18 protein-coding genes and 1 pseudogene are annotated in these 23135 nt (G+C 44.3%); 1 reads left to right on the forward strand and 18 read right to left on the reverse strand.

Going from position 1 to position 23135, the window contains the following annotated elements; all coding sequences use genetic code 11:
• Positions 1-2: 2 nt before the first annotated feature.
• The 9 genes from BAU14_RS10000 to BAU14_RS10040 form a co-directional block, all read right to left on the reverse strand.
• A complete protein-coding gene (locus BAU14_RS10000) occupies positions 3-725 on the reverse strand; it encodes an HAD family hydrolase (RefSeq protein WP_161899963.1) in 723 nt (240 codons plus the stop codon).
• 139 nt (positions 726-864) lie between these two features.
• Positions 865-1500: a bifunctional 4-hydroxy-2-oxoglutarate aldolase/2-dehydro-3-deoxy-phosphogluconate aldolase gene (locus tag BAU14_RS10005; RefSeq protein ID WP_161900042.1), complete on the reverse strand. Its 636-nt coding sequence runs from the start codon at positions 1498-1500 to the stop codon at positions 865-867.
• 22 nt (positions 1501-1522) lie between these two features.
• Positions 1523-2596: a mannonate dehydratase gene (gene uxuA, locus BAU14_RS10010; RefSeq protein ID WP_161899964.1), complete on the reverse strand. Its 1074-nt coding sequence runs from the start codon at positions 2594-2596 to the stop codon at positions 1523-1525.
• 18 nt (positions 2597-2614) lie between these two features.
• Positions 2615-3061 (reverse strand): PTS sugar transporter subunit IIA, encoded by a 447-nt coding sequence (locus BAU14_RS10015; RefSeq protein ID WP_161899965.1) that lies wholly within the window; start codon positions 3059-3061, stop codon positions 2615-2617.
• Between the two features lie 28 nt (positions 3062-3089).
• Positions 3090-3950, reverse strand: coding sequence for a hypothetical protein (locus tag BAU14_RS10020; RefSeq protein WP_161899966.1), 861 nt, complete (start codon positions 3948-3950; stop codon positions 3090-3092).
• Positions 3951-4031: 81 nt separating this feature from the next.
• Positions 4032-4538, reverse strand: a complete 507-nt coding sequence (locus tag BAU14_RS10025) for a PTS system mannose/fructose/N-acetylgalactosamine-transporter subunit IIB (protein ID WP_161899967.1) — start codon at positions 4536-4538, stop codon at positions 4032-4034.
• A 30-nt stretch (positions 4539-4568) separates the two neighbouring features.
• Positions 4569-5423, reverse strand: a complete 855-nt coding sequence (locus tag BAU14_RS10030) for a PTS system mannose/fructose/sorbose family transporter subunit IID (protein ID WP_161899968.1) — start codon at positions 5421-5423, stop codon at positions 4569-4571.
• A gap of 18 nt (positions 5424-5441) precedes the next feature.
• The gene (locus BAU14_RS10035) at positions 5442-6284 is read right to left on the reverse strand and encodes a PTS mannose/fructose/sorbose/N-acetylgalactosamine transporter subunit IIC (protein ID WP_161899969.1); all 843 of its coding nucleotides are present in this window, start codon (positions 6282-6284) and stop codon (positions 5442-5444) included.
• A gap of 194 nt (positions 6285-6478) precedes the next feature.
• Entirely contained in the window at positions 6479-7486 is a 1008-nt protein-coding gene (locus tag BAU14_RS10040) for a D-isomer specific 2-hydroxyacid dehydrogenase family protein (RefSeq protein WP_161899970.1), read from the reverse strand.
• Positions 7487-7745: 259 nt separating this feature from the next.
• Here BAU14_RS10040 and BAU14_RS10045 point away from each other — a divergent pair, with 259 nt between their 5' ends.
• Positions 7746-8597, forward strand: a complete 852-nt coding sequence (locus BAU14_RS10045; RefSeq protein ID WP_161899971.1) for a MurR/RpiR family transcriptional regulator — start codon at positions 7746-7748, stop codon at positions 8595-8597.
• A gap of 707 nt (positions 8598-9304) precedes the next feature.
• Here the strand turns inward: BAU14_RS10045 and BAU14_RS14360 are convergent.
• From BAU14_RS14360 to BAU14_RS10085, 9 genes and pseudogenes are all read right to left on the reverse strand, one after another.
• Positions 9305-10804 (reverse strand): LPXTG cell wall anchor domain-containing protein, encoded by a 1500-nt coding sequence (locus BAU14_RS14360; protein ID WP_272927985.1) that lies wholly within the window; start codon positions 10802-10804, stop codon positions 9305-9307.
• A pseudogene (locus BAU14_RS10050) lies at positions 10781-14965 on the reverse strand (Ig-like domain-containing protein); the annotation flags it as partial. The pseudogene BAU14_RS10050 and the gene BAU14_RS14360, both read right to left, overlap by 24 nt.
• Positions 14966-14978: 13 nt before the next feature.
• A complete protein-coding gene (locus BAU14_RS10055) occupies positions 14979-15944 on the reverse strand; it encodes a hypothetical protein (RefSeq protein WP_161899973.1) in 966 nt (321 codons plus the stop codon).
• 552 nt (positions 15945-16496) lie between these two features.
• Entirely contained in the window at positions 16497-17498 is a 1002-nt protein-coding gene (locus BAU14_RS10060; protein ID WP_161899974.1) for a siderophore ABC transporter substrate-binding protein, read from the reverse strand.
• A 36-nt stretch (positions 17499-17534) separates the two neighbouring features.
• Positions 17535-18293: an ABC transporter ATP-binding protein gene (locus tag BAU14_RS10065; protein ID WP_161899975.1), complete on the reverse strand. Its 759-nt coding sequence runs from the start codon at positions 18291-18293 to the stop codon at positions 17535-17537.
• Between the two features lie 109 nt (positions 18294-18402).
• Positions 18403-19362, reverse strand: a complete 960-nt coding sequence (locus BAU14_RS10070; RefSeq protein WP_237580450.1) for an iron chelate uptake ABC transporter family permease subunit — start codon at positions 19360-19362, stop codon at positions 18403-18405.
• A 26-nt stretch (positions 19363-19388) separates the two neighbouring features.
• Entirely contained in the window at positions 19389-20333 is a 945-nt protein-coding gene (locus BAU14_RS10075; RefSeq protein ID WP_161899976.1) for an iron chelate uptake ABC transporter family permease subunit, read from the reverse strand.
• A 554-nt stretch (positions 20334-20887) separates the two neighbouring features.
• Positions 20888-21298 carry a hypothetical protein gene (locus BAU14_RS10080; RefSeq protein ID WP_161899977.1) on the reverse strand — a complete coding sequence of 137 codons (411 nt, stop codon included), beginning with the start codon at positions 21296-21298 and terminating at the stop codon, positions 20888-20890.
• A gap of 40 nt (positions 21299-21338) precedes the next feature.
• Positions 21339-23135, reverse strand: coding sequence for an FtsX-like permease family protein (locus tag BAU14_RS10085; RefSeq protein WP_161899978.1), 1797 nt, complete (start codon positions 23133-23135; stop codon positions 21339-21341).

Genomic DNA, 23135 nt, shown 5'->3' on the forward strand with positions numbered 1-23135 from the left:
CTTCACTCCGTTTCGTCAAATGTCTTTTGCAATAAGTGCGTTACCTCATCCAAGTCTTCAAAAATGTAATCGGGAACAGCTTCATAGACCATCGCTTGGGCCAAATCCCGCTGCAGTCGATAGCGTCCTTTTCGTACCGGCAGATCGGTGATATCGTCTTCAATCAATACTGAAGCAATCCCGGCAGCTTTGGCGGCTTTGATGCCAGCCCGGGAATCTTCCAATACAAGGGCGTGTTCTGGTTTTACCTCGGCTTTTTTACAGGCCGTCAAGAAAATCTCCGGGTCCGGTTTGCCTTTTTTAACTTCATCCCCTGAAATAATCAAATCGACATAAGGGGCTACCTCTTCAATCTCAAGATAGTTGCGGATATTTTCTAAATGGTTGGAAGAGGCCACTGCCACCAAGCGACCAGACGCTTTCGCATACTGTAACAATGATACCAGGCCTTTTTTCTTGAAGACTCGTTTTTCTTCGGCAAAAATCAGGCCTTTGTTGATGTTCATTTCCCCACGCCACTGCTGGTAAGGCAGCTCTTCTCCATAAAGAGCCGCCATCTCTTTAAGGATCGCAGCTTCCGTTCGACCGGTTAGGTGGTAGTAAACTTGATGATTCATCTCGTAATCGTATTTTTCTGCTGAGCGCAGGTAGGCTCGATAAGCCAAGCGGCCGGTCTCAAACATCAAGCCGTCCATATCAAAAATCAATAAGTCGATTGCTTTCATCTGTTCCTCCTTTATGCAGCAAAAGCAGCGGGGCAGAATCTGCCCCACTACTATCAAGTCTGATGGTTCACTAGTCATCTGAGGTTAAACTTATTACAAAGACTCGCTGATTCGACACTGTCAGCCAATCATCCTCTGCCTAATTGGTTTTAGTCAGCTGCCGCAATTCTTTAATTGTAGCTGCGGCTTTGACGCCACCATCAGCGGCCACGAGTGCTTCAGACAAGATAAAGGAACCGCCGACTGCCAGAATTTTTTCAAAGTCGAGGTAATCTTGCAGATTGCCTTGATGAATACCACCAGTGGGCACAAATTCCATTTCAAAATATGGACCCGCTAAAGCTTTGATTGCCTTCAAACCGCCGTAAATATCCGCCGGGAAGAACTTCACTACATCTAATCCCAGCTCGTAAGCTCGCTGAATGTCATTTGGTGTGGCTACGCCGGGAAAGACCGGAATCTGCTGTTCTTGACAGTAACTGATAACATCGGGAACAACTGCCGGCGATACGATAAATTTGGCGCCGTTTTCGACAGCCGCTTTAGCCTGCTCAAGAGTTTTTACCGTTCCGGCACCTACTAGCAGCTTGCCAGATTTCGCCAAAATTTTGATTGCTTCAACAGCTAACTCGCTGCGGAAAGTGACTTCAATTAACGGTAACTGATTGTCTACCAAAATTTTTTCTACCAGCGGCAACAGGTCAAGCTGAGTGACAGTATAAAGAGGCAGCAATCGTTTTTCTTTCATCTCCAGATACACTGGATGCTGTTTCATATCAAACAATGTCTTTTCCTCCTTATGCCTTTTCTTTGGCTTTGGTCAATGCTTCATGCAGCCCTTGTGCATAGGTCAGGCCCATCGCCCGATCGTACAAGCCATAACCTGGCCGAGCCACTTCCCCCCAGACTGTTCGCCCGTGATCCGGACGCAATACTCCGTCAAAACCGACCTCCACCAAAGCTTCCATGATTGCTGCCATATCCAACGAACCTGCTGTTGACAGATGAGCCGTTTCGATGAAATCCCGTTCGCCCAAAAAGCCAACATTACGGAAATGAACAAAATTGATACGATGACCGACTTCTCGGATCATTTGCGGGATATCGTTATTGGGATCAGCTCCCAACGCGCCAGTACAGAAGGTTAAGCCATTGTAAGGTGAATCCACTGCTTCGATGATGCGTTTCAGGTCGGAGAGATTTTTCGTAATCCGTGGGAAATCGAAAATTTCCCAAGGTGGATCATCCGGATGAATCCCCATTTTGACATCTACCTCTTCACAAACGGGAATGATGCGTTCTAAAAAGTATTTCAAGTTTTCAAAGAGGACTTCTTCAGTGACACCGTCGTACATTGCCACAAGACTATTGAATTTTGCAAGGCGTTCTTCTTCCCAGCCGGAAATTTGAAACCCTTTGGACTGGCTGGCAATACGCTTGTATAAATCCTGCGGTTGCAATTCATCAATCACTGACTGATCAAATTGCAATGTCGTACTGCCGTCTGGTAACCGGTAGTTCATATCCGTTTTGAACCAGCCGAAGATTGGCTTGAAGCTGTAACAGATCAAGCGTACATCGCAGGCCGCCAAATTGCGGATCGTTTGAATATAATTGTCGATATATTTATCCCGCTCAGCAGTCCCCGCTTTGATGGCATCATGAATTGCCACACTTTCAATCCCTAATAGTTCCAAATCGCCAGCTGTGACTTCCTTTTTCAATTCTTTGATTTCATCAATTTCCCAGACATCTCCGGGCATTTTGTTCAACAGTGTCCCTACGACACCGGTGATACCGGGAATCTGTTTCACATGCTGAATTGGAATCGGGTCTCCCTCAACGCCATACCATCGAAAAGCCCACTTCATAGCATTCTTCCTCTCTCTTTAAAATTCGTCTTCTTCGTCTTCTTCATCAGCTACCAGCGAAACATGCCACAAGCCAAGACTGTCGGCTCCTTGTGCCAAAACAGCCTGCGCTGCCTCAGCTGCCGGTGTTGACAAAATCTGATGATTGATGGTTTCCAGAAGCATCGGCAGGTTGACACCACCAATGACGTACGTATTTTCTCGCAATTCAGGGTCCAAAGCACTAGCCACCATCAGTGATTGATTATAAGGACTGGCACTCACGACATCTGTCAAAATCAAAATACCGTCTCCTTGATCCACCTCTTGGACAGCTGTGTGAATTTTAGCTCCCAGCTTTTGGATATCTTCTCCATGATTCAAATTGACGGTGGCGATGTTATCAGAAGAGCCGATGATGACTTCCGCCGCGTCTTTCAATCCGTCACTCAATGTTCCGTGTGTCGCGATTACGATCCCTAACATTGCAAAACCTCCAGTTTTTAGTTTGCTTCTATGAAAGTGCTGTGATCAATTGCTCAATATTTTCCATGTTCATTTCTTTGCTTCTCAAAAGTTTTTTGGAAAGTGTAAAACCCTCTGTGCCCGGCTCGCCACTGAAAATATAGCGTACTTGATCCTTCGTCTTTGCTGCGACTGCCTCTTTGGAAAAGAGCGTAGTTTCACGATCTTTGATGTACAGCGGTGCTTTGGCTGCGACAGCCTCGAGAAAGTAAACCGGCGTTCCCTTTGGCAATGAGGATTGCAGTACCTCCAACCCCCGTTCACCGAAAGTGCCCTCGTCAATGAAGGCATAGGCTACAAAAGGATTCCGATTGGCTTCAATCATTGACAGCAGCAACAAAACTGAACCGGTATTTCTCACCAAGTTGCGGCGGTTGGCCAAGCCCTTCGTCACTCGTCCCAAGAGTAGGAAAAAGACCAGTAGCGCGGCCATGCTCACATAGGTCAGCGGGCGCGTAAAGTCTAAAGAAAACCAGCTGTTGCTCATCAACCAAGCTAAGCCCAGACCACCTAGTGAGAGAAGCGCCAACGAACCCATTAAAATCGCCAGAACGGTCTGTCGCGACTGTCGCTTGCGATCAAAGAAAACGTAATCTCCTATAGAAATCGGCGGCGTATCATAGTAGGTGCAAATGACTTTTTTAGCTCGTTTCAAATCCCCCACGTAAACATTACGCGAGGCACTCTTTTTCTGTTGATCGTATTCGATTACTTGCGGCGCAGCTCCCATTGCAGCCAGGTCAGCTACCAAGGCACCGATGAAACGTTTTTTGCTTTTGTCGCTGCGACGGATTCCATACAAGTATTGGTAACGAAACAGCCAATCTTTGAAATTTTCCGTTTGTGCCATGGTAAGCCCTCCTGTTTTCTCGGCTTTTGCCGCTACTGCCGGTCGCCGTCGTCTTGACGACAGCCCCAAGTGCTGGTTTTCTTATAAACCAAATTGTTTCAATACATCTTTTAGACTAGATTTTGGTGCAGACGGTGTTGCTTGGAAATAGATGTCTTTTACACCGTAGTTTTCATTCAATTCTTTGAGTTTCAAGGCATCCTCTTTGTTTAGGTAAACGGATTTGGTTACCAACAGGTCTTTTTCTGGATCCTTTTGCGCGATTCCGCCGATGTTGAGCTCTTCCATTGGCAATCCATGTTTGACCAGATCATAGATTACACTAACTGTTTTCGTAATCAAAATGCAGTTGTAATCTTTGAATTCGTATTCATCCCAATAGAATTTTGCTTTTTCCGGTGTGATGACGATCGTTTTTTGCCCAGTACGACTACCCGCATTCTTGTAGAGATCGCGCATGAACTTGTCCTTAGCAACGACTTCATCGACTACAAAAATCGAGTTGACACCACTTTTTTGTGATAAGGTCACCATGACTTGTCCATGGATCAATCGTTCGTCCACCCGTGCTAAATTTACTTTACCCATTAGAGAATCCTCCTTTTAATTATGCAGTTGTTATAAGATCCCAATTCCTGCTAAAACAATCAAGATTGCCGTCAGCCACAGTAAAGCTTGCGTGACTTTCAATCCTTTTTTCGTATAGAACAAGTAGACACCCATGACGACCGCCAATGGCAAGATACCCGGCACAATCTGGTCTAAGATGTCTTGGATGACAAACTCACGTCCTGAAATACCAAACTTCAATGCGGAAGTGACCTTAACATAATTTCCTGCCAAAATCCCCATCATGAACAGCCCTAAAACTGACAGTGTTTCAATCGCAGTCTGAACACCGGTACTTTGCATCAATCCAGAAGCATTACGCCCCATAGTGAAAGCTTGGCGGGCAAAGAATACCCCCAGAATCACTTGGTACAAGGCAAAGCAGATGAATGGGAAAATTGCTCCCAGCGGACTACCTTCTTGTGCCCACGGAACAGCGATTGCGATAAAGATGTATTGCACCGTTCCAGAGTCAATGGCATCCCCAATTCCTGCCAAAGCTCCCATTAAACCGGCTTTGGTGTTATACATCAAGTCGTCTTGCATCATGACTTCTTTGTTTTCATACTCTTCTTCTGCCCGCTGTTGTTCCATTGAAGACATCAGCCCAGTGATGACACCCCCACCCCAGCTTAACTGAGTGTTGAAGAACAGCAACTGCCGTTTATAAGCCGCCTTTAATTGATCCGGATCCTTGTAGAGCTTGCGCAAGATGGGCATCATCCCATACAAGAGAGACGGCGCCAAGTAACGCTCGAAAGAATGCGGAATCTCGTTGGCAAAGTGCCAGCGGAGATAGGCTTTGGTCACGTCTTTTTTAGTGATTTCTTCTGGTGCAGCGGTATTTTTTATCATTTCAGCCATTGTTTTTCCTCCTTGTGATCAAAACCCGTCGTCATAGTCATCGTCATCATCGTCGTCACTGACACTGCCGCCACCAGCTGCTTGTGCTTGTGGGGGAGTTCCTTTGCCTTTTTGTGACTGCACGAAGATCAATGCAATCAGCACACCGAAGACTGCGTAAGTTACCATCGTGATCTCCAGTGATTTGAAGACAACACTCAAGAAGTAAGCCAAGAAGAAGAAGACCAGATAGTCTTTCCGTCCGATAACATAAACCGTCGTTGCAATCCCGATTGCCGCCAAACCACCACCGACAACTTCCAGAATGTGGATTACCACTGTCCCTTCCAATGCCGTAATTACATCAGCAATCACAGGTGCACCAAAGTACAAAGCAATAAATACCAATGGCACAAACAACAAGAAAGAAGCAATGGTCGGATACCAGATGATGGACCGCTTGATGGCACCGTCGTTGAGTTCGTCTACCGCTTTATCGGTATACTTCCCTAAGAATGTATTAATGAAGAAACGGAATTGATACAAATAACTGCCTAAAAGTCCTACCGGTACAGCAACTGCGATGGCTGCTTCCGGTTTCAGATTTCCCAATAATGCGACAGATACGGCAATGGCTGCAGCAATGGAAGGCTCTGCCGGCATCGAACCACCGGGAGAAAAGACCCCCATATAGATCATTTGCAAGGCTGCTGTGACGATCATTGCCTGCTTGACATCTCCCATTACAATCCCTACTACCAAACCAGTCATCAGCGGGGAAAAGCGCAAGGTCAAGGTAGCGCCACCACCGAGCCAGCGTGACATGACCGCTGCCACCCACAGTGCGATCAACAAACTTTGTACTACACTTAATGTTTCCATATGTCCTCCTCTTGAAACGTTGATAGTTGCGCGATCCTAAGATCCGGGGCATTTTTTGAAAGTGGCGACACCAGCTGCTTATGGGTGCTTTTTTAACGAGAGGTGGTCTCCACGTAATTCTTTAAAATTACGTCCTCACCACTACGCTTTTGCTAAGCACTCCAGCAACCGGCATCGACAATTTCTATAATGACCTAGATGGATACCGTAATAAATTTACTCTCCGGCTGCACGGCTCTTTCCGGCAATCGGCCTTCGATGATAGCTTCCACGTCACGAACACATTTCTCACCCATCTCTTCTAAACATTCCATCGTGTAAGCAGAGGTATGGGGCGTCATGACAACATTGTCAAATTGCAGGTAGGGATGATCTTTGCGACCAGGCTCTTCTTCCAAAACATCCGTCGCCAGCCCGGCTAATTTACCGCTTTTCAGACCCGCCACCGCAGCATCTTCATCGATTAATGCTCCCCGGGCACTGTTTGACAAGTAGACCCGGTCTTTCATTTTGGCGATAGCAGCAGCATCAATCATATGATAGTTGCCTTCATTTAGGCTGGCACATAGACAAATGACGTCAGCTCTGGCTAATAATTCATCGAACTCGACTTTTTTGGCACCGTAACTTTCGATGTGCATCGCCGACTTATATGGATCGTAAGCTAGTACTTCACAGCGGAAGCCATTACGAATCGTCTCGACGACACCGCTGCCGGTATTACCTACGCCGATGACACCAACAGTTTTGTTGTACAGTGTATTGCCAACAAAACTTGCCCGGTCTTCCCAGCGATCAGCGATAACTCGATTATGTGCTTGCACCGTTTTTCTCATTAAAGCTAGCAAGTTGGTCACATTGTTTTCGGCGACAGCATCCCGCTCCACCAGGGCTGGAATGATGGTTACCACCGTATCATGAGCTTTGGCTGCTGCGAGGTCCACGTTGTTAAAACCAATGCCGTGACGGGCGATCAAAAGCAATTCATCTTTGTATTGAAAGAATTCCTCTGTGAAAAACGGGGTCACGCTGGCAATAACGATATTGATTCCTGCCAGAGCTTCCGCTAACTCTTTACCGCCAATCTCTGAATCAACCGTAATATGCACGACTTCTCCGATTTTTTCCAAACGCTCCAAATGCTGAGGAAAGACCTTCCCAAAGCTGCTTGAATTCACGATTCCGATCTTGTAGTCTGTCATGTTCATCCTCCATTTTTTCACTCGGCTTAATGACTTTACCCTTTTTTGATTTTTGTTAGCGCATTCAATCTATACTGTTATTATACAAAAAAATATTTTTTTGTAAAGGGAAATAACGAAAAAAATATTTTGTTTGCTTTTTTTGACGTTCCCCTTTATTCTAATAATAAATAAGAAAGCGCTGCAGAGAGGACCTGCAACAACTTGATCACAACAACTTAGCACTTCAAAAAACGCCGCATTAAAGGAGGCTTATCCGATGTCCCCATCGATTCGTTTGACCATTAAATCTATGTACAAAGACTTCACTCCAAAAGAACAAGCGATTGCCGACTATATTTTGAACGATCCCCAAAAAGTGAGCCGCAGCTCCATCAGTGATATCGCTAAGGATCTGGATATCGCCGACTCGACTTTCTTTCAATTTACCAAGAAGATCGGTTTTTCCGGCTTCAAAGAATTTAAAATGGCGCTGTTAACCAATGATTTCGATTCCAGTACAGTCACTACGATTCATGAAAGCATCACTCAAGATGACGATGAATTGCAGATGGCTCAAAAGATCTTTGACTCCAACATCTCCACATTGACAGATACAAAAAATCTACTCGATAGACAAAAACTTAAAACCGCTGTCGATCTCATTGATAATTCTCAGCGCCTCTTCTTCTTTGGGGTCGGCGGGTCGGAAATCGTCGCTGCCGATGCCTACCACAAGTTTCTGCGCAGTCCTTTAACCGTAGTCCACAGCGCCGACTATCACATTCAATTGATGGAAGCTTCCATGATGACTGCCAACGACTGTGCGATCTTAATTAGTCATACGGGTCGCTCCCGGGAGACAATCCATCTAGCGGAAGTCGTTAAAAACAGTGGCGCTGCAGTAATCGTTGTCACCAGCCAAATGCAATCCCCTCTTGCGAAACTGGCAGATGTCACTTTCATCTCCATTTCTGCTGAGACTGCTTTTCGTTCCGAGGCTTTAGCTTCCCGCATTGCCCAGCTCAGTCTATTAGACGCTATTTTCACCATCTTGATGTTCCGCAACCACGACCGTTCGCAACTATCCATCGGTAAAATTCGCGAAGTCATCAACGCAGTCAAGGATTGAAGTTGACCGCTTTACCACTGGAAGCCGGCTTTGTTTCAAGGACTGCCAACATCTAGAAAAGAGTACTTCCAGCCCTGACAACCTATTGCCCTGTAAAAAAGTGTCTCAGCAACAGCCTTACAAAAGGTTGTACGGGACACTCTTTTTGTTTAGCCATTTTCAGAAGTGAACTGTATTTTTTCTATTGAGAGGTTGTACTGTGTTGCTCTTTACTTTTTTAGTCGTCCTAGCAGGAATCGCCTACAAGATCCACCAACGATCCTTTTCCTACATAACGGTTACTGGCAATATCACGGAAATACATGGGGCTGTCGCTGCACGAACCCTGCATATTTTCGCTGAAGATGACGATTGCTTTTGCTTCACAGCACCAGAAAAGAATCTCACAAAATTTGCTGATGAGCTTTCTTTAAACCAGCCCCTCAGTCTAGAGCTCAAAATCCCTTAGACATTTCGCCAGCTTTTCCTGCACAAATGACGGGTAAACTTTTAGCAATTTCTCAAAAACTAATTAGGGGGGCGAAAATAATGGGATGGATTCTGCTCCTGTTACTGTACGTGCCCATATAGGAGAATACTTCCGTTTCCTGAAAAAACGAAAAAGCTGCAGAGCCAGGTCATGATGCTGACTGGCTCTGCAGTTTACTTATTAGCAAACATGAGAGTTTACTGTTTTTTGCTGTGTTCTCTAGTCCAGCATTGATGGACTACTTGTTTTCTGCATGTGCATTTCTTCTGACTATCCAGATACCCACTACACTCAAAAGCAAGACACCGATTAATACAAGAGCATAGGAGGTCTGCTCCCCGGTTTTAGGAAAGATCTTACTCTTTGAGCTATTGCTAAGATTGCTTGATTCTACTTTAATCTTTCCAGCATTAATTCCAGTACTGTTTCCAGATTCTTTTCCTTTTTCTGGTTCTTGCTGTGGTTCACTGGTTGGTTTCAAAACCAATTGAGAGATTCCTTTTTCCAAATCATCGGCTGCTTGATCAATTTCACCTTGAATAGCTTGCTCATTTTGGTAAACGGATTGAGCTGTCTGTTGTACCTCCTGCAATTTTTTCCAACTTGCAGATGTATAATCCGACTCTTTTTTGTCTTTAGCTTCAGCTAAAAGTTTTTCCAAGCGTCCCTTATCAACTTCCTGGAATGTCTCTTTTTCCAGTGCGTTGATAGCTGCGGATAGCTCCGCTGTTGCCTGATCGACAGCTTCTTGGCTGGCCGTTGGTAAGTTCAGATACAGCTTAGCCTGAGCCAAAGATTCACTCAAAATGGCCCAGCTACTTGGTGTATAGTCGCCTGCTTCTTTAGTTTGGGCTTTGGCAACTGCTGCCTGTAAGGCCCGCTTATCCACGCTTGCCACCAACTTATCCATCGCAGTCTGCAATTCTTCCACACTTTGAGCGACTTTTTCCTGGGTCGCTTCCACATCTGCCAAAACATCAATTCCCTGCGCTAATTTTTCACCAAAGACTTTCCAACTGGCTGTGGTATAATCTGCTGCCAGTTTTTTCTGAGCTTTTTCCACTACAGCTTGTAGTGCCGTTTTATCTGCTTTCACCACCAGCTGATCAATTTCAGCTTGTAGCGCTGTTGTTATCTGATCTACTGACTCTTGATCAGCTTGCGGATCTTTTTGAAGTGCCAGTGCTTTATCCATGACTGCCAAGAAATCTGCCCAGCTACTCGGTGTATAAGTGCTCTCCTGCAGACTACTTGCTTTAGTAATGGTCGCATCTAATGCCGTTCGATCAATAATTGCCGCCAGATTATCCATCGCCGCTAACAATTTTTGACTCGCCTGATCAACCAGCACTTGTGTCACCCCGTCAGTTTCAGAAATAAGAATGGCTTGCTCCAAAACTTCACGGAATGCAGACCAACTTTCCGGGGTATAGTCGGCCGCCACTTTGCTTTGTGCCACTTCAATCGTCGCAAGCAGCGCTGTAAGATCTGCTATAGGAATCAGTTGGTCAGAAGCAACCTGAAGTTCAGCCAAAGCATGGTCAATCTCCGACTGGTCAGCATCTGCTTTACTCAAAACCGCTTCAGCTTGCGTCATTGCAGTAGTCAAATTACTCCAACTTGCTGGGGTATAGTCACTTGCCTCCAAAGCTTCACCAGTGGCAACTGCTTCTGCAAGTTGTTTTTTATCTGATGTCGCTTCACTTGCAAAAACTAAATCAGCGATACTTTGCTGCAAGTTGACTACAGCATCAGTAATCATTTGTTCATCGGCCTGCTCATTTTCCCAGACGTTTTTTGCTGTTGCCAATGCAGCAGTCAACCCATCCCAGCTAATCAGTGTGTAGCTATCCGCTTTTTTTAACTGCGCTTCCGTCATGGCCACAAGCAATGCTTGTCGATCAGCGACCAGTTGCTTAAGCTGGAGACCACTTTGTGCTTCATTCAAGTCTGCCAATGCTTGATCCACTGAGGTCTGGATTGCAGAAGCGTCTGCCAACACTGCTTTTCCTTGAGACAACGCTACTACAAACGTCGCCCAACTCTCTGGTGTATAATCTGCGGCTTGCAGTTTGTCAGCAGCAGCAACCGCGGATTCCAAGGCAGATTTATCCACGACGACGGGGGCATTCACTTTAAAATTGAAAACTTCTCTAACTGTTGGCAAAACGTGACTTGTCACCAACACTTCGTAGTTTCCCGGCTCTGTCCCCTCAGGTACTGAAATCTTACCAGTAGCATCTACACTTGGCAAAATGGATCGCCGAGCTGTTGCACCAGTCAGACTAAAGTCCAGCTGACTGCTCCATTCATCTAACTGCTCATAGCTGCCTTGTCCCTTAACAGCCACGGGAATTTGATAATCCGTCCCCGCCTCAATTGAAATGTCTTGTTCTTTGAAAATGATCTTTTCAGGAATCGGATGGGTAATTACTTTTTGGAACACTTTTAGATCTTGCGGATTCGAGACTCCCACTTTTTCTTCCAAACCGGCTGGGAAACTGTATTCTCCCGGAGGACTGGAAGGAGAGTAGTTGCTCACATCATCATCCCAAGAAGTTACTTTCAGAATGGTCTCTTCACCGCTCTCCAAAACAGCAGTGACTTCAGTCGGCAAGTCTAGTTCTCCCCGAGAAGTTCCCATCAAGCGGTTTAACTCAGGTAGCTCTCTGAAAGTAGCAATCTTTTCTGTAGTAACCTTTACGTTAGCAGTAATTGGCATGGATACGCCTGCCGCTTGGCCGCGAACCTCGAACGAGCCTTCTTTTTGATAGAGACTTTCTGGAAGCTCCGGCCAAGTAACAGCTACCGTCTTACTAGTCCCGTCAGAATATTTGACTTCGACATTTTTCGGTAGCTCTGGGGCAACACCTGCCGCAGTAGTAATCTCGATTGCTTCGTACCCAGTTTCATAGACATTGGATAAGATGATTTTTGGCGCCAGTGTATCTTTTTCCAATACTGAATGATTTTCCGGCAGCTTCAGTTTGCCGGCCTGATAGTCTTCATATGCTTTTTGAGCGCCTTCTTTTGAAAAGGCATCAAAACCAGCATTGTCTGCATTGTAACCAGGCAGCTTACTATCACTGATTGCCAGTAAGAAGCTGATTTTTTTGGGAACTTCACCTGAAGCCATCACTTTTCGAATATAGCTACTAATATCTACATTGACGACATTTCCGTTAGCAATGATCTCTGAATTGGTGAAAGAATTTCTAGCGATAAAGGTTTCATTAGGTACCTCTGCATTGCCAGGTCCATTGTTCCAAGTCACTTTATTACTCTGCCAATCTGAAGCAACAGCATACACATCCATTTGAAATTGCGTATTTTTCAATTGGTTTTCCTTACTGTCCCCTGCGCTGCTCCAAGCATCGTAGCGCATAACACTCAATTGCAGGTTAGCCCGTTTTAAATCATTTGTCAGTGCCAGATCAGTCGTATCTATCTCAACAAAAATACGGCGATTATACCCAGCAGACGTGCTATTTTTGAGCTTCAAAATGTAATTATCTCCATAATTCACACCATATGGATATTTGTACTCATCCCCACTGCCAATCGCTCCTACCGTTCCGGGAGTTGCCGAATAGGCTTTATTCCCATCACTTTTTTGCACAAAAGCCGTCTGATCTGCTGGATAGACAGCCGTAGTTTTTCCTTCTCCTAACTCACCTGAAAAAGTGACTTTTGCTTTGATACTGATTTGCGAATCATTTAGCCCTTCCTCTTGCCCTTTGACTTCAACCGTCCCAGCCTTACCTACAGCTTTTTGAGAAATAGTCTCCCACTGAACAGCAAATTCCTTTGTGCCTTCAGCAACAACTTCTCCGTCAGCCAGTTCTTGATAGTTCACTTTCAAACGATCCGGCAGCTTCGGATAAACACCGGTTATTGCAGAGATTTCTAAAGAAACGTCTTCATATTTCGTCAGTTTTTCAACATTTGATGCTTGTTGTGCACCGATATCCAAGATTTTATTCGCTAAAGACGTCCCAAAGAAATCCTCTGTCGCTGCATTATTTTCAGACAATGCTTTCCCCAGAGCAGGAGAGTCCGCTTGCAGAGTAAAGAGATTCGCCCGTTTTCTCAAACGTTCTTTGCTAGTGAAATCAGCTACATTTCCATCAGCCAACTGTGTAAATTCCTGTTGGGCTAATTGTGTTGCCAATTCCTGATTGCCACTGATAGCCAATTTTGGATCGGCAAAGATATTATTTCCACTTGCCAATTTTTCAACAGTGGCACCACTAGTTTCAGAAGCGATGTCTTTTGGCCAGATCACATTATTCTTAAAGTATTTTTCCGGAGTATTGCTCATCTTTCTTTCCACAGGATTGGATCCATTTGGTGCATAGTTCGTCAAAAATTTCAGCGAACCTGAACCTTCTTTGTAGAGAATATTGTTGTGGAAGTTGGCGATGGTGCCACTGTTATCTGAGCTGTTTCCCTCCCCAAATAACGAAGTAGAAATCCCATCTCCGACATAAATGGTGTTGTTGTGAATCAAAGGCATACTAGCACCATCATTTTTCACCCAGTAATGAAAGATACTCTGGGTTTGGAAAGTGTATCCCCCTGCTCCACCAGGATTGTCAGCGCCCGTCCCTCGATTGCCAGCACCATCATTGGCGGAAATATTGTAACGAACAACGGAATCTCGTTGATCAGACATCAATAGCAAAAAGCCACCAGTGTTATGATGCGAATAATTGTACTGATAAGTGACTCGATTGGACTGCATATCAATGTCATAAGCTTCAGCATCGTTATAGCCGTATTGGATTCCATAGACCTCGTTGTATTGGAATAAACCATCATCAACAGACATTGCCCAGACACCGGCATAGTTTTGCGTACCATAGTCAGCATTACAAGCGCGAACGGCAACGTTACCTTCTACCAAACCTCCACGGGCAACTTCCGACAAAACAATCCCGTCTCCAGCAATATCTTCCAAGTAATTGTTACGAATCACAATGTTAGAAAATGTTTTATAAAAGGAATTACCTCGCGACGTATCTGCATCCGCCTTCGTTCGAATTCCTTCCAGACCGACCCGCTGGACTACGTTGTTTTCAATCAAAACATCGTTGAATCCTGTAGTGGAACGGTGATCTCCTTCCGGCAAAACGATTGTTCCGTTTTCATCTGACCAGTTGCCCAGTACAATGATTCCTCCCACACATTTGGAACGTCGTGTGTCAGCGCTGCCACTAAAATTCAAATAATATTCACTTTGAACATCATGAACATAATTATTACGGACCTTAATGCTGTTAAATACTCGTTTTTGTTCGTATCCTAAGATTAAAATTCCAGCACGTTGCGCATCCCCTGGTTTTTTGTAGGCTTCGCTATCAGAGAGTTCCGGTGAATTCGTGACTTCCAAATTGGAGATTTCCCAATACTCTTGATTGACTAATTGGACACCACCAGAAATCGAGCGTTTGAAAGTCCCCGTGCTGTAAGTTCCGCCACCATTGATTACTGGCCGACGATTCGTCTCATACACTGCTTTTCCTTGAGCATCCGTGTCATAAATATCCACAACAATGGATTTTCCTGAGACACCACTGCCCTTTGGATATAGGCGCTGATTGTTCCATGTGCTCTGAGCATTCAATAAGATATGATCACCGGGTTGGAAGGTTGTTTCATTAACCTTTTCTAAACTCTTCCACGCAGTTTTCGGAGAATGACCATCCGCCTGGTCATTTCCTTTTTCACCATCAACAAAATAAGTGCTTCCACTAGTTGATTCACCAGCAGAATGAAATCTGCTTGCTTGAACCTGCTCTTCCGCATTTACCGGTAAAACTGGAAATGAGAATTGTGCCATAACAACCACTATGGCAAAAAACAACCTTGCTAATGTAACAAATGATTTCTTCTTCATTTTCTACTCCTTATCAATTTTTATTTTGATAACTGGTACGAAATGATGCTGCGATTTTTTTGGATAAACTGACTTTCGCCTTTTCTTGCCCTTCAGCGATCCGCTCTTCAAAAAGATCATTGATATATTGATTTTCGGCAAGTTTCGGCGCCTCCTCAACTGTCAAAAGCTGCCCTCCCTTCACTTGGACTATATAAAAAAATTGCTGTTTCTGATCCCCAGCTACGACAGTTCCCGTTTTTTGGCCGCTCAAAAAAGCCCCTGCAGCCTGGCGATAGAGATCATCTTTTTGAAACTCCGAGCTTTTCAAAGAGAGAAGAGTCACCATTTGTCGAGGTAATTGTTGTTGCCACCAGCTTTCTGCTGCTGAAGCATCCAGCTTTGGAGGAATCTTTTGGGCAATTTTTTGTAACTCTGCTAAGGTCCCCTTAAACCCGGGGATTTCAATTGCAGAAACTTCATAATCAGTTTGCTTGTACTTATCCTCTAATCGATCAAAAGCATTCGCAAGCTGCTGCTTATTAGGTGGTGTTTCTTGTAACCAAGCTTTTTTGATTCGATCAGAGAGCTGGGCCTCCTGTGCAGCCAAATATTGTCCTAATGAGACATTAGACCCTGTCTGCTTCCACTCTTGCTGCTCCTCCTTAAAAGAATGCTTTTCTATCAGATTCAAAGAAACAGCCGCTTCCTCAATCACATGATGACGAATCAGGCTCACAACGGCTTGTTCATAAAGTGCCTGGATAGGCTGTTCTCCATGATAGGTACTCTTCCAAAAATCCTGCCCGTAAGAAGTAATCTGGTATTTATCAGCGAATTCACTTGCCACCTGATTGGCACACTCGTCAGCATAAGCCTCCAACTCCGGTACTGTTACAGGTTGACCATTGACTGTATTCGATGACTGTACTCGAAACAAAAACGCCACTAAAAAAATTACTAAAATAATAGCTGAAAAAGTAAAAAAAAATTGCTTCATTTGGCACTCCTTTCAATAATCTTATTAAAATTCCAAGTTTACAGATGCATTATAGCGTATTTCCACTCATTAAGAAAGCGCTTTATTACTAGAAAAAATGAAAATACTGTTTTTTTACTGAAATTATCGCTAAAATATACGACTTTTTCAGTCTTTTCAACTTCTAATAAACGCTGTATATTCGGTTTTAACGAAGTATATTCTTTTTCAGTTACTAACTAGTTTTCTTTTCTAAGGAAGTAGAAAGTTATGCGAAAAGTAATTATTTTTAGTATATATCGCTGTCCTTTTACACAGTTTTTTCGTTTATAGATCACTTTTCAAAACTCCCTTAAACTTCATTATTTATGTATACCATTTTTAGATTTATTGAAACCAATAATATTTTTTTGGAAGACCGACTTTCAAAGGGAACTCAATTTGGTAATCGTTAGACTACAAATAACAAAGAACTCCCATTTATCTGTTATTGCTTGCATCATAGTCTGGCAACAGAGTAGATACAAAAAAACCGCCCAGAGTTTTTTCTCCATGGCGGTATCCTGCTTCAGGCTACTTATTATCAGCAAACGCTTTGGCTACATTATCTGCCATGATATCCACTGATTCAATTCCGGCGCCGGCTAAATACCAGACATCCGGATCTAGTGAGATGACCTTATTGTTTTTGCCTGCCGTGGTCTGTTTAATCAGCTCATTAGCAGCAACATTATTTTGTGAATCATCGCCGCCGATTGCCTGGGTACGATCTACTACAAAAATGACATCAGGATTTTTTTCCAACACATATTCATAAGAAACACTTTGTCCGTGAGTGGAGGCCTCAATCTGATCATCTGCCTGAGAGAAGCCAAAGGTATCGTGAACTATTCCGAAACGAGAACCAGCACCGTATGCTGACAGACTCCCTTCATTCACCAGCATGACAAGGGCTTTCTCCTTGGAAGTCACGGCTTTGCCTTTCAAGCCATCGATTTTAGACTGCAATGAAGCAATGGCTGCTGTGGCCTCCTCTTCTTTGCCGAAAATCGCACCGATACTTTTAATCTGATTTTGAATGGAAGGCCAGGTATCCGTGTTGTCAGTGGACAAATACAGTGTCGGTGCAATCTGAGCCAGCTGGTCTTGGAAGTCTTTTTGACGCCCCGAGATGATGATTAAATCTGGTTGTAGCGCATTAATTTTTTCCAAGTCAGGTTCCTTGATTCCACCAGCAGAGGCAACCTTTTTATAGTCACTCAAGAAAGTTGGCAGATTATCTGTGGCAGCTCCAATCACTCGTTCGCCAACACCCAACCGGTTCATCGTATCCAACGCACTATTATCAAAAACTACCACTTTCTGAGGATTCGTTGCCACAGTCACCTGTTTTTTATCACCATCCATGATACTTACTTCAGCCGGTAGACCCGACTGACTATCCTTCGTTGTACTGGAAGCGGATGTGGCAGCAGTCTGACTTTCATTTGTTCGATCCTCGCCGGTTGCCTGACCACAAGCTCCTGCGGCAAATAAAACCGCCAATAATCCCATACTCAACATCATTTTTTTCATCTATCTTTTCTCCTTCATTGTTTTTTATTAATCCTGTCAATCAAAATACATGCAAAAAGGGCGTCCGTTGTAATCTATCACATTGACCTTCATCTCGTATAACTCACCAAGTACTGCCGGCGTGATGACTTCAGGTGGTGTACCTATTTTAAACAGACGTCCGCCCTTCAACGCCACGATTTTATCAGCAAAACCGGCTGCAAAGTTGATATCATGGATCACCAACAAAACCGTTTTCCCGAGCTTAGCCACCAAGCGTCGCAGCAAGTGCATCATTTGATTGGCATGGTTCATATCTAAGTTATTTAATGGTTCATCTAGTAAAATATATTCCGTATCCTGAGCCAAAATCATAGCGATATAGGCTCGCTGTAACTGGCCTCCAGACAAGGTCTGAATTTCTTCTTCTGCTAGTTCCGTTAGACTCATCTCCGCAAGCGCGTCAGCAATCAGCTGCTGATCGGCTGTGGTTAGACGTCCGCGGCTGTAGGGGAAGCGTCCAAACGCTACCAATTCAGCCACAGTGATGCGAGCCTGTACCTGGTTGCTCTGCTTCAAGATTGCCAACCGCTGGGCCAGCTCTTTGGAATCCCAAGCACGAATCTCACCGTCATCGATATACAACTGCCCGGAAAACGTGCCCTGCAGGCGGCTCATGATGGAAAGTAAGGTGCTTTTCCCGGCACCATTTGGACCGATAAATGCGATTAGCTCTCCTTTCGGCAGTGACAAATCAATTGCTTGCAGCACTTGTTTATCAAGATACTGTTTACCGATTTCTTTTGCCTCGATCATTACACTCCTCCTCGTAAACACTGCTGCGAAAAATACCTGTCCTAACTTGAAAAATTAGCAGCCGCTATCCTCGCAGATGATAGTTAATGGTCGTTACTGTAATTTTTAGTCAGTCAGACTGCTTGCCAAATTGCCAACGGTTTCGCAGCGGACCCACAGTCAGCTTGCCGATGAAAAAAGCACCTCCAGCAAACTGGATGACAGTACTGATAGTAGCCTTTAAGCCCAGGAGCTGTTCAATAACAAATTGACCACCAATCAAAAACAGAATCCCCAATAATGTACTTCCTATAAATAGCTGTCTGTGGCGATATACCGGAAAGATTTGATAGCTGACCGTCGCAACGACAAAGCCTAAAAAGACAGTGGGGCCCACCAATGCCGTAGCTATCCCCGTGGCAGCTGCGATGAGAAACAAGAGCAGCTGCTGTAAAGATCTGACTGACAGTCCCAAGTTAAGTCCGTGATCAAATCCCAATAACAAAACATCTAGTTCTGGTCCGAAATACCACAGTAAGCTACAAATCACGGCTAACAGACAACCGCTGATCAATAGCAGGTCCACCGACACATTACTGAAGCTAGCGTACAGTCGCCCCTGCAGCAAATCGTACTCGTTTGGATCCATCAGCACCTGCAAAAAAGTACTGATGCTGGAAAACAGACTGGAAGACACCATCCCCACCATCAGCAGGCGAAAGAAGTCATTGCCGGTTTTCCCTAGAAAGAAACGGATAAAGACCACACTCAGCCCACCTAGTAAAAGAACATTAATCAAAAACTGCGGTACTGCCGGCAAACCTAGCCCCGCTGAACCGCCAATCACAAAAAACAAGATTGTTTGCAAAGTGACATACAACTGATCGATTCCAAGAATACCGGGAGTCAAAAAACGATTTTGAGTCAAGGTTTGAAACGCAATAGTTGAACTGCTGCTAGCAGCAGCCACCAATACAAAGGCCGCCAGTTTCTTTCCTCGCAGCGAAAGGGCGAACTCCCAATTGCCATAAGTGCCATAGGTCAAATAAAGACCGCTAAAGAGCAGGATTAGTCCAGCCAAAATGAGCAGCTGACGTTGAAAAATTCTTTCTTTTTTTATACTGTCCGCCTCCTCATCAATAACACTAAGAATAAGAGGCCGCCCAAGATACCCATCACCACACTAACTGGAACTTCATATGGACGGATTACGAGTCGCGCGATAATATCGCATAATAATAACAAACCGCTTCCGACAACACCTGTCATAAAGAGAGTGTTCTTTAAATGATCACCGAATTTCAATGCGACTAGATTCGGAACGACAATTCCGAGAAACGGAACGCTTCCCACCATGATTAAAACGGCGGTGCTCCCTAATGCAACCAATGCCAGCAGCAAAAACTGCAGTCTTTTGACATTCAGCCCGAAGTTTTGCGCCAACTCTTCCCCCAGACTCAAGACCATAATTTTATGCAGTAAAAAAAATAGCAATACAAAGACTGGAATCGTCAAATAAATCAACTGATGATCGGCCTTCATCACGGTGGCAAAATTTCCCTGCAGCCAAGAAGACATATTTTGAACGAGGCGAAATTGGTAACCGAAAAAGCTCGCAATGGCCCCCACTACATTACCAAACATCATTCCCGTCAATGGCAGAATGAAAACATCTCCTTTTGGCAATAATCTACCGAGTACCAGAAACAACAGCACTCCTAAATATGAAAAAACGAATGCGACAATACTGCGCAACGCAAGGGACGCATTTGGTAAAAAGAGCATAACCAACAAAATACCTAATCGACTGGCATCCACCATGCCAATAGCATTGGTGGAGACAAAAGGATTTTGCATGATTTTTTGTAACACCAGGCCACACACACTCAACATGCCTCCTGCCAAAATTAGGCTAATCGTCCGGGGCAACCGAGTTTCATATAGCAATAGCCAGTGCTGCGGATCTCCCGCTGAAAGCCCTGACAAGTCCAAGTTTCCGGCACCAACAAAAACGGAAATTACCGCCAGTATCACCGTTGCTGCCACTGCTGCTTTTTTCATTCCTCTCCCCCTAATTGATAACGATTCTCATTATCAATTAAAGCATAACCTAAGGGACAACCGATTTCAATAGGACAATTGACAATCTACCTGGAAAAACCCATGCCGCTGTCAGGTATCAGGCGAAAAAGCTTGATCTACAGCTCAGATTCTCCTCCAATCAGAATAGTTTTTTCTAATTTAGTCTGCTATCAACTGCTAACATTTTTTCACACAGCAAGAAAAAAACTTCAAGTCACAAGCTAAATCTCAGCAAACAGGCGACTAACCTCATTTTTAGAATTTCAAGCCACAAAAAGACCGGCGCAGGTTGGTATCACCTGATCCGGTCTTTCAATTTAATATCACTTCATGCATTTACTCCTGATCCGCGGGCAAGCCAGTGCTGAATCGCCCTTTTCCCGCAGGTGGCGTTGATCAGCTCCGCTCGCGCCAAAGATGAAGCTCCTATGACAGCTAGCCAAAAATATTCGTTGGTATGGCTTGGTGATTTCGTCATCACGAAACCCTGCTGATCTGCCAAATCCAGCTCGGATCAAAGCGATCAATGACCACTAATCCAACAGCTCCATGATCTTTTGGGGATTGCCTGATATTTTGACATCCTCTGATCGACTATCCACAGTAAATACAGACTCCAGCGCTTCGATCTTATCAATCACACGATTGTCAGTTACTTTGAGGAATGTTTCTGAATCATTTTCCTTTTTGCTATTTTGTGAATAGTAGGTGGTACCTTCTGTATTCTCCCGTTTTACATAGATGGCATTTTCTTCCTTATCAAGGAAGTAGCTGATTTTTTCGTTAGTAAATAATCCATCTGAACCGAAAAACTCTTGATTTACGGTATTTGCCATCGTCGCTGCAACAGAATCCACAGTGGAGTTGATATCAATTTTGCCGGAGCAGCCAGACATAGTCACCAGTGCTAGGCTCGCCAAGCAAAGCAGGATAGTTTTTTTCATGTCACGTTTCCTTTCAGAGTTGATTGAAACTAAAGGTAGCTTAATTTTTCTTTTGTAAAACAATAGTCGTGTACAAAAATGTGGTCAAGACATAATACAACCCATACATCCCGAGAAACAGTGCAAAAGGCAGCCAGATTTGTTCATAGGGATCTGCCAAAAGAGTAGTAAACATCTTCAGACCAAACAAAACATGGATCATCCCCAAGATGCCTGGAGCTACAAACAAGATGCCGATTTCCCTACGAATGGAAGCTTTAAGCAGTCCACGACGGGTGCCAATCCGTTCCAACATAGTAAAACGATGGCGGTCACTGTTGGCGCTGGACAGTATTTTGAACATCAAACAAGAGGCCAGCATTGTCAAAAAGGCAATGCCTAAGAAAAAGCCCATAAATTCAAAGCCGGAAAACATCCCGTTAAACACATCATATACTTCCACTCGCTGGGTGAAACTGGTTTGATTTTGTACCTCAGGATTGTTTTTCTGATTCGCCGATACCAGTTTTTTTAGAGGTACTAACGCTTGTTGGAAGTCATTGACGCGAATCACACGCAATTCAGATTCCGGCAACGCCAATTGTTGGTACTCTGACTTACTGAGAAAAAGATGTTGTTTTTCTTTTTGGCTTGGCAACTCAATATTTCGAAGATTGTCTTGAGCCGTCACATCTTTGGCTAGTTTTTCACCCGTATAGCCCGCTGTTTGCCTTGTCTGACCAGCGTTATCGGGAGCAAACAAAGGTGCTTCATCGAACTGATCCTTGTCATAATAGATTGTCTGGCCGTCTTCTTTTTGGGAATAGGTAACATCCAATGTCGGTGACAAAGCAGTCACCTCCCCATCAGAAATGTCCTGCGCTTGATTCAACACGAGATCATAAGCAGTAATTGCTTTAGCCATCTTGGGAATTTCATTCTTGAATTCCAATCCGACCGTCAGCGCCCCCAATGCCAAAGCAAAAAGCATCGCAACCATTGCCAAGAGCCGGGTATAGTCTTTAATACGAAAATCGACTTGTGCCAGTGTGAAGGAATTGATTCCCCGCAATGCGATACCATCGTTACGTTTCAAAAGTGCAATCAAAAGAACCAGCAGACTGTTGAAGATAAAGAAGGTACCTAATACAATCGTCACCAATGCAACGGCGATTCCCATCAGTTGAAACTTCGGCAAATCCCCCATCACATAATAACCTAACGCCAGTAAAGCAATTCCGCCGAAAGCTTGTACAAGGAGACCGACAATTTTTTTACTTTTTGGTGTCGGTGTTGTGCTGTCTTTCAACAAACTCAGCAGACTTCTTCTGGCAACCTTACCGGCATTCATCACTGACGTCAAAAGGAAGAGCAGGATAAAGAAAGCCAGTGTCACAAGCAAGGCAGTGAGGTTAAAAGGGGAAAAATATTGGACTTGCAGATCCAGTTGTGCCACCAACAAGTTGTTAATAATTGTGGTTAGCCCCACTCCTAAAATTGTCCCCACAAGTGTAGATATCAGACCTACCACAAAGGTTTCCAGAAAGATCATTTGGGCGATTTTACGAACTTTTGCTCCTAACATCATAAACATGCCATAATCTTTTTGCCGCATGCTCATCAGAAATGAATTGGCATAGATGACATAAACAAAGGTGATGATTCCCAGCAGGACCGCACCAAAATAGAAGATGAAAACAATCGATGAAATAGTCGAGTTTGATTCCAAAAAGGTTTTGTTTGTTGCCATCGACTGAAACATATAGAAAATGGATGACGAGATCACCAGTCCCGAAAATAAGACAATATAATCCCGCAATCGACTTTTGATTCCGGAAAGAGACAGTTTCCACAGCAT

It is taken from the genome of Candidatus Enterococcus leclercqii, assembly GCF_009933135.1.
Lineage (GTDB): Bacteria > Bacillota > Bacilli > Lactobacillales > Enterococcaceae > Enterococcus_C > Enterococcus_C leclercqii.

Bases quoted from the DNA above. Each gene is read 5' to 3' on its own strand.
- BAU14_RS10000 (WP_161899963.1), bottom strand. From the start codon at position 725: ATGAAAGCAATCGACTTATTGATTTTTGATATGGACGGCTTGATGTTT.
- BAU14_RS10005 (WP_161900042.1), bottom strand. From the start codon at position 1,500: ATGAAACAGCATCCAGTGTATCTGGAGATGAAAGAAAAACGATTGCTG.
- uxuA (WP_161899964.1), bottom strand. From the start codon at position 2,596: ATGAAGTGGGCTTTTCGATGGTATGGCGTTGAGGGAGACCCGATTCCA.
- BAU14_RS10015 (WP_161899965.1), bottom strand. From the start codon at position 3,061: ATGTTAGGGATCGTAATCGCGACACACGGAACATTGAGTGACGGATTG.
- BAU14_RS10020 (WP_161899966.1), bottom strand. From the start codon at position 3,950: ATGGCACAAACGGAAAATTTCAAAGATTGGCTGTTTCGTTACCAATAC.
- BAU14_RS10025 (WP_161899967.1), bottom strand. From the start codon at position 4,538: ATGGGTAAAGTAAATTTAGCACGGGTGGACGAACGATTGATCCATGGA.
- BAU14_RS10030 (WP_161899968.1), bottom strand. From the start codon at position 5,423: ATGGCTGAAATGATAAAAAATACCGCTGCACCAGAAGAAATCACTAAA.
- BAU14_RS10035 (WP_161899969.1), bottom strand. From the start codon at position 6,284: ATGGAAACATTAAGTGTAGTACAAAGTTTGTTGATCGCACTGTGGGTG.
- BAU14_RS10040 (WP_161899970.1), bottom strand. From the start codon at position 7,486: ATGACAGACTACAAGATCGGAATCGTGAATTCAAGCAGCTTTGGGAAG.
- BAU14_RS10045 (WP_161899971.1), top strand. From the start codon at position 7,746: ATGTCCCCATCGATTCGTTTGACCATTAAATCTATGTACAAAGACTTC.
- BAU14_RS10055 (WP_161899973.1), bottom strand. From the start codon at position 15,944: ATGAAGCAATTTTTTTTTACTTTTTCAGCTATTATTTTAGTAATTTTT.
- BAU14_RS10060 (WP_161899974.1), bottom strand. From the start codon at position 17,498: ATGAAAAAAATGATGTTGAGTATGGGATTATTGGCGGTTTTATTTGCC.
- BAU14_RS10065 (WP_161899975.1), bottom strand. From the start codon at position 18,293: ATGATCGAGGCAAAAGAAATCGGTAAACAGTATCTTGATAAACAAGTG.
- BAU14_RS10075 (WP_161899976.1), bottom strand. From the start codon at position 20,333: ATGAAAAAAGCAGCAGTGGCAGCAACGGTGATACTGGCGGTAATTTCC.
- BAU14_RS10080 (WP_161899977.1), bottom strand. From the start codon at position 21,298: ATGAAAAAAACTATCCTGCTTTGCTTGGCGAGCCTAGCACTGGTGACT.
- BAU14_RS10085 (WP_161899978.1), bottom strand. From the start codon at position 23,135: ATGCTGTGGAAACTGTCTCTTTCCGGAATCAAAAGTCGATTGCGGGAT.